The 11437-nt window shown below is 60.0% G+C and carries 13 protein-coding genes; 6 read left to right on the forward strand and 7 right to left on the reverse strand.

Features of this window, described 5'->3' with window-relative positions:
• Nucleotides 1-6 precede the first annotated feature (6 nt).
• Nucleotides 7-792: an adenosylcobinamide-GDP ribazoletransferase gene (locus tag N434_RS07205; RefSeq protein WP_110757179.1), complete on the reverse strand. Its 786-nt coding sequence runs from the start codon at nt 790-792 to the stop codon at nt 7-9.
• Nucleotides 793-945: 153 nt separating this feature from the next.
• Here N434_RS07205 and cobT point away from each other — a divergent pair, with 153 nt between their 5' ends.
• Together cobT and N434_RS07215 are read left to right on the forward strand one after the other, a co-directional pair.
• A complete protein-coding gene (gene cobT / locus N434_RS07210; RefSeq protein WP_110757180.1) occupies nt 946-1980 on the forward strand; it encodes a nicotinate-nucleotide--dimethylbenzimidazole phosphoribosyltransferase in 1035 nt (344 codons plus the stop codon).
• Between the two features lie 8 nt (nt 1981-1988).
• The gene (locus N434_RS07215; RefSeq protein WP_110756917.1) at nt 1989-2393 is read left to right on the forward strand and encodes a diacylglycerol kinase; all 405 of its coding nucleotides are present in this window, start codon (nt 1989-1991) and stop codon (nt 2391-2393) included.
• 12 nt (nt 2394-2405) lie between these two features.
• Here N434_RS07215 and pdhS2 read toward each other — a convergent pair whose 3' ends face one another.
• Nucleotides 2406-3941 carry a two-component system sensor histidine kinase PdhS2 gene (gene pdhS2 / locus N434_RS07220; protein ID WP_110756919.1) on the reverse strand — a complete coding sequence of 512 codons (1536 nt, stop codon included), beginning with the start codon at nt 3939-3941 and terminating at the stop codon, nt 2406-2408.
• A gap of 108 nt (nt 3942-4049) precedes the next feature.
• Between pdhS2 and N434_RS07225 the strand changes: the two genes are divergently transcribed.
• The 4 genes from N434_RS07225 to N434_RS07240 all read left to right on the forward strand — a co-directional run bounded on the left by N434_RS07225 (nt 4050) and on the right by N434_RS07240 (nt 7101).
• Complete coding sequence (locus N434_RS07225) at nt 4050-4643, forward strand: thermonuclease family protein (protein WP_110756920.1); 594 nt, start codon at nt 4050-4052, stop codon at nt 4641-4643.
• On the forward strand, nt 4636-5289 hold the full coding sequence (locus N434_RS07230) for a uracil-DNA glycosylase family protein (protein WP_181423905.1): 654 nt from the start codon (nt 4636-4638) through the stop codon (nt 5287-5289). Before N434_RS07225 ends, N434_RS07230 begins: the two co-directional genes overlap by 8 nt.
• A gap of 70 nt (nt 5290-5359) precedes the next feature.
• Nucleotides 5360-5848, forward strand: a complete 489-nt coding sequence (locus N434_RS07235) for an Lrp/AsnC family transcriptional regulator (protein WP_065115978.1) — start codon at nt 5360-5362, stop codon at nt 5846-5848.
• Nucleotides 5849-6135: 287 nt separating this feature from the next.
• Nucleotides 6136-7101 (forward strand): aliphatic sulfonate ABC transporter substrate-binding protein, encoded by a 966-nt coding sequence (locus tag N434_RS07240; protein ID WP_110756922.1) that lies wholly within the window; start codon nt 6136-6138, stop codon nt 7099-7101.
• A gap of 165 nt (nt 7102-7266) precedes the next feature.
• On the opposite strand, the gene N434_RS07245 is transcribed toward N434_RS07240, so the two are convergent.
• The 5 genes from N434_RS07245 to N434_RS07265 all read right to left on the reverse strand — a co-directional run bounded on the left by N434_RS07245 (nt 7267) and on the right by N434_RS07265 (nt 11128).
• Nucleotides 7267-8091: a class I SAM-dependent methyltransferase gene (locus N434_RS07245; protein ID WP_110756923.1), complete on the reverse strand. Its 825-nt coding sequence runs from the start codon at nt 8089-8091 to the stop codon at nt 7267-7269.
• Nucleotides 8092-8175: 84 nt separating this feature from the next.
• Nucleotides 8176-8442: an usg protein gene (locus tag N434_RS07250; RefSeq protein ID WP_065116240.1), complete on the reverse strand. Its 267-nt coding sequence runs from the start codon at nt 8440-8442 to the stop codon at nt 8176-8178.
• Between the two features lie 169 nt (nt 8443-8611).
• Nucleotides 8612-9442: an ABC transporter permease gene (locus N434_RS07255; RefSeq protein WP_065115975.1), complete on the reverse strand. Its 831-nt coding sequence runs from the start codon at nt 9440-9442 to the stop codon at nt 8612-8614.
• Complete coding sequence (locus N434_RS07260) at nt 9439-10242, reverse strand: ABC transporter permease (RefSeq protein WP_065115974.1); 804 nt, start codon at nt 10240-10242, stop codon at nt 9439-9441. Before N434_RS07260 ends, N434_RS07255 begins: the two co-directional genes overlap by 4 nt.
• A 112-nt stretch (nt 10243-10354) precedes the next feature.
• On the reverse strand, nt 10355-11128 hold the full coding sequence (locus tag N434_RS07265) for an ABC transporter substrate-binding protein (RefSeq protein WP_065115973.1): 774 nt from the start codon (nt 11126-11128) through the stop codon (nt 10355-10357).
• Nucleotides 11129-11437 lie beyond the last annotated feature (309 nt).

Here is an 11437-nt window from a genome sequence, read left to right on the forward strand (position 1 = left end):
AGGCCGTTACGCCGCAAGGGCAAGGGCGACGAGAGTAACGATCTCCGTGATCTGCTGGCAGGCGCCGATGGTGTCGCCGGTGTGGCCACCGATCTTCCTGTCGCACAGCCGGCCGAACAGCACGGTGGCCAGAATGGCTGCCGCGAGCACAAGTGCAATCGACAGAAGAGGCAAAGCGTGCAGCGTGAAGAGGATGAAGACCAGTAGCCCGATCGCCAGGGCAATATTGCGCTCGGTTTCGCCGGGCTGGCCGGCGCCGGCGGCAATGCCGGAGGTTTTGGCGGCGGGCAGGGCCTGCCAGTGCCACACCATCAGCGCGCGGCTCAGGACAAGTGCGGCGATCAGGCCGGCGGCGGCAGTTTTTGCGGGAAGTGTCTCGATCAGCGATGCGAGTGCGGTGGCGCGCAGGGCAAAGGACAGCACCATGGCGATGGTGCCATAGCTGCCGATGTGGCTGTCCTTCATGATCTCAAGCGTGCGTGCCTTGTCCTTGCCTGCGCCAAAACCATCGGCCATATCGGCCAGTCCATCCTCATGCAGCGCACCCGTCAAAAGCGCCGTGAGGGCGATGGCGAGCCAGCCGGTGAGTTGCGGCGAGGCATCGAAGGAGGCGAAAATCACCACCAGAAAAGCCGCCGGCAGGGCGATCAGCAGGCCGGCGGCGGGAAAGGCGCGGGCGGTGCGGCGCATCGACACGCCATCGGCATCCTTGAAAAACCGTGAAGGGACGGGCAGGCGGCTGAGAAAGGCAACGGAATGCATGACATCTGTTATAAAATCCCCGGCCTTCATGCTCTCTCCGTTGCTGCACTTGCATTTCCGGTTGTTCCGCGGCGCATCCGCGATTATGAGAGGCGCAACAAAGACCGATTTGCCGGAAAACACAAGTTTCTGGACGCATGAGCCGATGCGAAAGCCAACCCGGCTATGAAAGAGACCGACACCATGAGCATGAGCGGATTGCCCTTCGACGATTTTCGCGCGCTGTTGCGTGAGCTTCCCGGCCCGGAGACGCACGCGCTGGTGGCAGCCAAGGAGCGTAATGCGCAGCTGACCAAGCCTGCCGGTTCGCTCGGCCGCCTTGAGGAAATCGCCATGTGGCTGGCCGCGTGGTCAGGCCGTTCGCCCGCCGTCACGCGTCCGCTGGTGGCGATTTTCGCCGGCAATCATGGTGTCACCCGTCATGGTGTTACGCCCTATCCGACTTCCGTGACCCAGCAGATGGTGGAGAATTTTGCAGCCGGCGGTGCGGCGATCAACCAGATCTGCGTCGCCAATGATCTCGGCCTGAAGATATTCGATCTGGCGCTTGATTATCCAACTGGCGACATCACGTGCGAGCCGGCCCTTTCGGAGCGCGACTGTGCGGCGACCATGGCCTTCGGCATGGAAGCGATTGCCGGTGGAACCGATCTTCTCTGCGTCGGTGAAATGGGCATTGGCAACACCACGATTGCGGCCGCGATCAATCTGGCGCTTTACGGCGGCACGGCGGAAGAATGGACCGGTCCCGGCACCGGTTCGGAAGGCGAGGTCATGGCCCGCAAGATCGCGGCGGTGAAGGCCGCTGTCGAGTTCCACAAGGACCACCTCTCCGATCCGCTGGAAATCATGCGCCGTCTCGGCGGACGCGAGATTGCGGCGATTGCAGGCGCTATCCTCGCGGCGCGCGTGCAGCGTATTCCCGTGCTGATCGACGGTTATGTGGCAACCGCCGCTGCGGCTCTCCTGAAAGCCGCCAATCCTTCGGCGCTCGATCATTGCCTGATCGGCCATGTCTCGGGTGAGCCCGGCCATCTGGCCGCTGTTGAAAAGCTCGGCAAGACGCCGCTTCTGGCGCTTGGCATGCGGCTGGGCGAAGGCACCGGTGCGGCACTGGCCGCCGGCATCGTCAAGGCTGCCGCGGCCTGCCATTCCGGCATGGCGACTTTCGAAGCGGCGGGTGTGGACACCCGCATCAGCCCCCGTACCGATCATTGAGGTCACAGATGGACGCGATGCCGGAAAAGAAGCAGAACGAGCCCGCCTTTCGCAAGGAAAAAGGCTGGCGGCATCTTTTCGCCGCTGCCCGCTATTCGGTGCAGGGGCTGGGCCGGCTGTGGCAGGAAGCGGCGTTCCGGCACGAAGTTCTCGCTTTCGGCGTCGGGCTGGCCCTGCTTCTGGTCGTGGGCGCACCGTTTGCGCATCTTCTCGTCTTTACCGTGCTGATGCTGCTGCTGTTTTCGGTTGAGGCGCTCAATACGGCAATCGAGGAACTGGTGGATCGCATCTCACCGGAAATTTCCTCGGTCGGGCGACATGCCAAGGACCTCGGCTCCTTTGCCGTTTTCTGCCTGTTGATGGCGAACGGATTTTTCGTGCTTTATTCGCTGGTAACGACGCTGTTCTTCTGAGGCTTTGAGCCCTTATGCGAAAGACCGGCGGCGCGGCTGGATCGCGTGGGTTTCCTCCACGGCCGGCAGGCTCTGCAACACGCGTTTTGCGGGCAGGATGGCGATGCCTTCGGTGCCTTCGCGCAGCTTCGATTTCAGGATGAACTGGCCGTCATGTTTGGCGAGAATGGCCTGAACGATGGGCAGGCCAAGCCCGGTTCCCTGTTCGGCGCTCTTGATGGCGATCGATCCCTGACCGAAGGCCGACAGCACCACGGGAATTTCGTCTTCGGGAATGCCGGGACCGTTATCCTTGATCGACACATATTGGCCGCCGCCCGCCGTCCAGCCGGCTTTCACAAGGATTTCACCGCCCTGCGGCGTGAATTTCACGGCGTTGGACAGCAGGTTGAGGATAACCTGACGGATGGATTTTTCATCGGCCCAGACCTGCGGCAGGCTGTTTTCGAACTGCTGGGCAATCCTGATATTCTTGGCGCGGGCGCGAAGCTGGATCATGCCGATGCAATCCTCGGCGATTTCCAGCATCGAGATCGCTTCTTCGTTCAGGTCGTAACGGCCGGCCTCGATGCGTGAGAGGTCGAGGATTTCGTTGATGAGATCGAGCAGATGCTGGCCGGAGCGGTGGATATCGCCGGAATATTCCTTGTAGAGCGGATTGTTGAGCGGGCCGAGCACCTCCGACGACATGACCTCGGAGAAACCGAGAATGGCGTTGAGCGGCGTGCGCAGCTCGTGCGACATGGAGGCGAGAAAGCGTGATTTGGCCAGATTGGCCTCTTCCGCCCGCCGCCGCGCCTCATCTGAAACCGAGTTGGCGACTTCGAGTTCGGCGATCAGGTCGTCCTTTTCCGTCTGGGAGGACAGGAGCTTGATACTGGTCTGGTAAAGCCGGCTGGTGATGCGATGACAAAAGAGGATCGCCATGCCGAACATCAGCGCCAGACCGACATCGAAGGGGTCGCGCGAAAAGGCGGAGGTGACGCAGAGCGCTGCCAGCACCGGCAGAAAGGTCATGAATGTCGCCCGGCGCAGCATGAAATTGGCCATGGCGGTGAGCGAAAGTGCGATCAGCAGCGTCGCACCCTTGAAGAAAAGCACGAGCGTCGGGTCGTTGCGGGCCGGTTCCGCCAGTGCGAACATGGCCCAGGCGCAGCCGATGAGGATCTGCATGCCAAGGAAGAGGTTTTTCCAGTGCTGGAGATTTTCGGCCGTGATGTCCTGCTTTGCGGCCCGTTTGGCCAGCACCAGCGACATGGCGTGGAAGCTTAGCGCGATCAGCGACCAGATGATCAGCCCTATGTCACGGGTGATATAGAGACCGATGATGGAGGCGAGCACGATGAAGAGCGGCATGATCATCGCGCCCTGAAGGGCTTCGGCGATGTGCATGGTCAGCATTTCGCGTTCATAGGCGTCGCTTGCGCCCGCACCTTGCTGCAGGCGTTCCCGCGTCGTCTTCACCGTGTCGAAAACCGCCTTGTTGCGATGTTTCTTCGACCGGTCGACGATGATCTTGTCGGTGGACGTGCTGACGCTTTTACTCATTGTTACAACGCGGGGTGACATGAACGCTTGCAGGCTACGCGTAAAATCTTAAGAAGATGCTGCCGTGAAAGGATTTGTTTGCCATTTCTGACAAGGGTTTGTTGTTACATGGGACGAAACGGAGGCAGGCGCAGGGGTTTTTCCGGGTTCCGCGACGGCGGGCTTTTCCTTGCCGCGGTTTTCCTGGGCATCCTCATTGCCGCCAAGCTCGACCAGATCAATAGCGAGACTTATGATGGCCGCTTCTTCGTGATCGACGGTGATACGCTGTCAAAGGGCGAGGACAGATTCCGCCTGCTCGGCATTGATGCGCCGGAACTGTCGCAGACATGCCTGCGGGGGGCCGAAACCTGGCCCTGCGGGCAGGAAGCCCGCCAGGTTCTGCAACGGCTGGTCGCGTCCGGGAATTTCTCCTGTTCCGGCAGTTCGAGGGACCGCTACGGGCGGCTGCTCGTTTATTGTTCCGCCGGGGGCAGGGATGTTTCGGCCGAAATGGTGTCGTCAGGCTTTGCCGTTGCCTCGGGTTATTTTCAGTTTTCCGCGGAACAGGCGGCGGCGCGGCGGGAAGCGCGCGGCATATGGGCGGGAGAGTTCGAAAAGCCTTCCGAATGGCGGCGTGAGCACCGCGCGGCGGATATCGAAACACCGGCGGCCGGCTTCCTGACCATCATCCGCTATCTTCTGGGATGGTCTCATGGCTGAGGCGGATCGATCCATGCCGGGCTCCGATGATGGGCTGAACGCGCTGCGGGGCGAGATTGCCCGCTGTCGCATCTGTCGCGACATGCCGTTCAGGGGAATGGCCGACCGATTGCCGCATGAACCACGGCCCGTGGTCATCCTGTCGGGGAAGGCCCGCATCCTGATTGCCGGGCAGGCGCCGGGGCTGCGCGTTCATGAAACCGGATTGCCCTTCAACGACGCTTCCGGCGACAGGCTGCGGCAATGGCTGAATGTCGACCGGGAGACGTTTTACGATCCGAACCATTTCGCCATCGTGCCCATGGGTTTCTGTTTTCCCGGTTATGACGACAAGGGCAGCGATCTGCCGCCACGGCGCGAATGTGCGCCTTCATGGCGTGAGCGGGTGATGGCGGCGATGCCGCAGGTGGAGCTTATCCTTGCCATCGGCCAATATGCGCAGGCGTTTCACCTGGGCGAAAGGCGGCGCAGGACCATGACCGCGACCGTGCAGGACTGGCGCAGCTATCTGCATGCCAATTCCGGCCCCGGCATTTTCCCCCTGCCGCATCCAAGCTGGCGCAATACCGGCTGGCTGAAAAAGAACCCGTGGTTCACGCAGGAGCTGCTTCCGGTTCTGCGGCAACATGTGGAAATGCGGCTTTAGTGAAACAATTTTCTGTTTTTCTGTGAAAATTAGTGTATTGAAAGGAAATTAATTCAGGAGGATAGACGCATTGGATCGCCTTGACCGTAAGATTTTGCGCATTCTGCAAGAGGATTCCACGCTGGCTGTCGCTGATCTGGCGAAAAAGGTCGGCCTTTCCACCACGCCCTGTTGGCGGCGTATCCAGAAGATGGAGGAGGACGGCGTCATCCGCCGGCGCGTGGCGTTGCTTGATCCGGGCAAGGTCAACACCAAGGTCACGGTTTTCGTCTCCATCCGCACCGCCTCCCATTCCATCGAGTGGCTGAAGCGTTTCTCCGAGGTGGTGTCCGAGTTTCCGGAAGTCGTCGAATTTTACCGCATGAGTGGTGATGTCGATTATCTGCTGCGCGTCGTCGTGCCTGACATTGCGGCCTATGACGCTTTCTACAAGCGGATGATCGCCAAGATCGAAATTCGCGATGTGTCCTCCGCCTTCGCGATGGAGCAGATCAAATATACGACGGAACTGCCGCTCGATTACATGCTGCTGGATAATCCGAAGTCCGGCGAGGAGTGATCCCCGCCCCATCATGCCTTTGAGCAATGCCCTTTCCGCTGCCGGGGAGGGCATTTTTCGTTTGCGGCCGAGGTTGTGCGAGCACACGGGCCCGCCACCTGCTTCCCGCCGTGGCGGGCGCGGTCAGGGCGGTTTCATGCGGCGCGACAATCTTATTCCGCCAGCAGGGGTAAATTTGCATATCCAGTTCTCTTCGCGTCGCCTTCGCGCAAAGCGGGATTTTGATAAAATCTCTCGAATATCTACGCTTTTGATGTCGAAACATGGCAACAGCGAGGGATATCCATATGCTCACACGACGCGGAACATTGGGACTGATTGCGGGGGCGGCGGGCGCGGTATTTTTACCGCATATAAGGCGGGCAGGTGCTGCGACAACCACATTGCGGATCGGCTGGCAGAAGAATGGCGTGATCGCGCTCGCAAAAAGCCAGGGTGCGCTCGAAGCGCTCCTCAAGGATCGAGGCATCGAGGTCAAATGGTCGGAGTTTTCTTCCGGTCCGCCACTTCTCGAGGCGCTGGGCGCCGGCGCACTGGACATCGGTCCGACCGGCGATGTGCCGCCGCTTTTTGCGCAGGCGGCCGGTGGCAATCTGCGTTATGTCGGCACCTACAAGGCGGCGGCCGGCGGATCGGCAATCCTCGTGCAGAAGGATTCACCGCTGAAAACACTGGAGGATTTGAAGGGCAGGAAGGTCGCCTTCAAGCGTGGTTCCAGCGCCCATAATGTCACCGTCAAGGCGCTGCGAAAGGCGGGGCTGACGTTGAACGACATCACGCCCGTCGATCTTGCCCCACCGGATGCGGCGGCCGCCTTCCGCAGCGGTAGTATCGATGCCTGGTCGATCTGGGATCCCTATTTCGCCGTGGCGGAAAAGGAGCCGACGACGCGGGTTCTTTCGACCGCCGAAGGCATCGTCGATCCCTGGAGCTATTTCCTTGCCAATGGCGATTTCGTGGAGGCCAATCCGGATCTCGTGCCACTGATCCTCAAGGAACTGGCGAATGTCGGGGCGAGGGCGCAGTCGACTGTTGACGATACCGCGAAATCACTGGCGGCCATCACCGGCGTTCCGGAAGATGTCACCAAGGTCTCGCTGACGCGCCCCGGAGCCGATCTCGGGCGCGTCTCGCTGGTTCAGGATGAGGCCATCGCCTATCAGCAGGCGCTTGCCGATGAGTTCTACGATCTGAAGATCGTGCCGAAGAAACTCAACGTGGCGGATATCGTCTGGCGGCCGAAGGCGAGTTGAGAGGGCCGGAAAGATGAGTCTCTTCAACCTGCTGGCGGGTGTTGCTGAGAGGCTGATTCAGCAATGTTCCTTAAACGCAGGGCGAGCATGTCCCGCTTGTTTCTTCTCCCCGGCGGGGAGAAGAAAACTGCCGAAACGTCGAGGGCACAAGCCTCCTATGTCGCATTAGCCCTTGAGCTTGGCAATCACCAGGTGGCCGGGTGTCGGATTGCCGTCCTGCATGCGCACATTGATGTCGGTCACTTCGAGAACCTCGAAACCGGTCGCGGCCAGTCTTTCGCGAACATAGGTTTCCGCATGGGCGAAACGCTGATGCGGGCCGACCATGTATGGGCGTCCGGCCATGGTCGCTTCGGGCAGGGTTTCCGATGAGAAGATCAGCAGGCCGCCGGCATTGAGGTTTTCGGCGGCGCCGAAAAACAGCGGTTCCAGCGCGCCGAGATAAGGCAGCACATCGGTTGCGGTGATGATGTCGAAGGGTTCGTCGTCATTGTCCTCGAGAAAATCCTCGGCTTCGGCGACGTAGAGCGTTTCGTAGAGGTCCTTCTCATGGGCGATCTCGACCATGTTTTCGGAAATATCGATGCCGGTGATATCGTCGGCCATGTCGCGCAGCGCTTCGCCGGTGAGGCCGGTGCCGCAGCCAAGGTCGAGCAGGCGCTTGAAGGGGCCGAGGTTCAGCGTCTGCAACCGCTGGCGCACCATCATCGGCACGGCATAACCGAGCTGTTCGACAAGGATATCCTCGAAGGCTTCGGCGTGCTGGTCGAACAGGGTTTCGACATAGGCGTCCGGCGCTTTCGGCGGGGTCTCGCCGCGGCCCATGGCGGCGATGCGCACGGCCGCGCCGCCGTGATCGTCCGGATCGATGGCCAGAACCTCTTCATAGGCCTTCACCGCCGCGTCCACATCGCCGGCTTTTTCAAGCGCGAGCGCGCGGTTATAGGCCTCGGCAAGCGCCTCTTCGTCGATTTTCTGGTTCTTCGTCATCGTGCCTTATCCGTCAGCGTCTTCAGTTGAGGTTTGCTGTAAGCCGCATCGGGGACGGGCGCAATGTTTATGTGGCGTGGCAGCTCAGTGGATGATGAACTCCCCTTTGAGCGCGCGCCATTCCTGCGCCGAGATGACCTGCCGGTGCACGTAGCGGACGGAGTGCAAAGGACCGTCCAGCTTTTCCTGCCAGAATTTGAGGAAGCCGTGCATTTCGGGGAAGTCCGGGGCCAGATCGTAGTCCTGCCAGACATAGGTCTGCAGAACCAGCGGGTGGTCCGGCAGGTGATAGAATATCTGGGCGGTGGTGAGGCCGTAGCCTCTCAGCATCATTTCCATGTCCTTGTTCATGACGGCGGTTCCCGTTTCCATGATTGCCGATCACAGCATTGCCGCTGTATCTGAGATGGGAACACGGCAGGGTTAATCCAACCTTGCCAAAGTCATGGATGCGTCACAAATTTGTTATATTTTTCAAATTGTTGGCAGCCTTCGTTGATGAGTGCTGCCAGCTTTTTGATTAACGCTTGAGGTGGCGTGTCAGGCGGGCTTCCAGCCATGCCCAGACATGCCGCAGCGTTTCGACGATCGTCAGGTAGAAGATCGCGGCCCAGAGATAGGCCTGATAGTCGAATGTGCGGGAAAAGGCGTAGCGGGTCTGGCCCATCAGGTCGAAGACCGTGACGATGGAGACCACCGCCGAACCCTTGATCATCAGGATGATCTCGTTGCCATAGGGGCGCAGCGCGACGATCAGCGCCTGCGGCAGGATGACCTTGCGGAAGGTGATGAATTTTGAAATGCCGAGCGAGGCGGCGCCCTCATGCTGGCCGAGCGGCACGCTGCGGATCGCGCCGCGCAGGATTTCGGCCTGATAGGCGGCGGTGTTGAGGGTCAGCGACAGCAGGCCACAATACCAGGCTTCGCGGAAGAACCACCACAGACCGACGGCTTCCAGTTGCGGGCGGAAGCTGCCGAGGCCGTAATAGATCAGGAAAAGCTGAGCCAGAAGCGGCGTGCTGCGGAAGACGTAGACATAGGCATAGGCCAGCGCGCCGAGGACGCGATTTTGCGACATTCGGGCAAAGGCGATCGGCACCGAAAGAATGGCGCCGAGAATGATCGAACTGCCGACCAGCGTGATGGTGGTGATGAGGCCGTCTATATAACGCGGGCCGTAACGTTCGAATTTCGCCCAGTCCCAGCCTTCGATCATGGCGAAGATCAACCCGGCGGCGAGCAATAGCCAGAGCGTGATGACGGCGATGCCGACGATGCGCGATATGTTGAGCGGCTTGTCGGCAATGGCCGGTGCCGGGCGCGGCGGAAGAAGTTCCTTGATATGGCTCATCGGCGTGCCTCCGACTTGCGCGACCAGCGATCGATGAAGCCGATCCCGATGGAGGAGAGAAGTGCGAGGATGAGATAGAGCAGGCAGGCGATGCCGTAGAAGAAGAAGGCTTCCTTGCTGACGCGGGCGGCGATGCCGGTCTGGCGGACGATATCGGCAAGGCCGATGATCGAGACGTAGGAGGTGTCCTTCAGCAGGATGACCCAGAGGTTTGTCATGCCGGGCAGGGCGATCCTGACCAGTTGCGGGATGATGATGAGCACCATGGTGCGGCCGCGCGACAGGCCAAGCGCATGGCCCGCCTCATATTGGCCCTTGGGAATGGCCTTGAAGGCGGAGAGCAGCACTTCGGAGGCATAGGATGAAAACACCACCGATAGCGCGACCATGCCGGCCACGAAGGCGTTGATCTCGACCGGACCGGTAATGCCGACATACCCTGCGGCCGACTGCAGCAGCATCTGAATGCCGTAATAGACGATGAAGAGCGTCAGCAGTTCCGGCAGGCCGCGGAAGATGGTTGTGTAGATGCCGGTTGCCAGCCGCAGCGACTTTTCTTCTGATTGCGCCGCAAGCGCGATGAGGAAGCCGATCAGCAGGCCGACAGGCAATGTCGCAAGCGCCAGCGAGATCGTGACCTTGACGCCGAAGGCGATTTCATCGCCCCAGCCCGCATCGCCACACGCAACAAGGGTGCCGTTTCCGAAAAGCGAGAAGAGACCGACCGGACCGCAGAAGGGGTCGAGAATTGTCGAGACATAGGTCCAGAACGCACCTATGGCGGAAAATGCTCCGCTCATGCCAGTTTTCCCCCGCGGTCTTAAGCCGCCGTGATTGTTATGGTGACGTTTTCAAACAAAAATGGCGGAAGGGCAAGCCTTCCGCCACCAGATTTCAACAGATCGAACGGGCTTACTCGCCGTAAACGTCGAAATCGAAGTATTTTTTGTTGATCTCCTGGTACTTGCCGCTGGCGCGGATACCGGCGATGGCGGCGGTGAACTTGTCGGCGAGCGCCGTATCACCCTTGCGGACCGCAATGCCCGCGCCATTGCCGTTGATTTCGACATCGACCTTGAGCGGCGTCAGGATCTTGCAGCAGGCGCCGGCATCCGTCTTCAGCCATTCCGAAAGCACGACGATATCGTCGATGACGGCATCGATACGGCCATTGGCGATATCGAGCTTATATTCATCGGCGGTCGGATACATCTTCACGTCGGCATCGGGGAAGTGCTTTTCAGCATAGTTGGAGTGGGTGGTGGAACCCTGGGCGCCGAGCGACTTGCCTTTCAGATCGTCGAGGGACTTGATCGGCGAATCCTTCGGCACGGCGATGGCCGGCGGCGTGTTGTAATATTTCTTGGAGAAATCGACCTTCTCGAGACGCTCGGGCGTGATCGACATGGACGCGATGATGGCGTCGAACTTCTTGGCCTGCAGGGCGGGGATGATGCCGTCCCAGTCATTGGTGACGAAGGTGCACTCGGCCTTCATCTGTTCGCACAGCGCCTTGGCGATGTCGATGTCGAAGCCGGTCAGGGTGCCGTCGGCTTCTAGGTTGTTGAAGGGCGGGTAGGCGCCTTCGGTGCCGATGACGATCTTGTCCTGTGCGAGGGCTGCGCCGGAAAACAGCGAGATGGCGGCAATCGATACGGCTGCAAGCAGACGGGTGGAAATAGGCATTTCGATCCTCTCTTTTGGTCGTTCATCCGCAGTCTGTTGTTATTTTCAGTGCGGATGCCATGAGCGCAGGCGCGACAGGGTGTTCTTGCTGTCCATGGCGCTTCTGCGCGAGGCAATTATTCGTCCGGTTGGTCAAAAAATGCAACTGCAATATTAGTGACCGCGATTGTGCCGCAGAGCTTTCACGAAAACGCCTTGATCTGTTCATTTCCGGTACAGAAGGCTTTGTCCATCATGGGAACCGAAGCGTGTGTAAGGCGTTGACCAGCGCCTGCACGCGCAGCCGGATTCAAGATGTCGCGAGACAAG

The sequence above is a fragment of the Rhizobium sp. UGM030330-04 genome (assembly GCF_003208455.1).
Classification (GTDB): Bacteria; Pseudomonadota; Alphaproteobacteria; order Rhizobiales; family Rhizobiaceae; genus Agrobacterium; species Agrobacterium rhizogenes_A.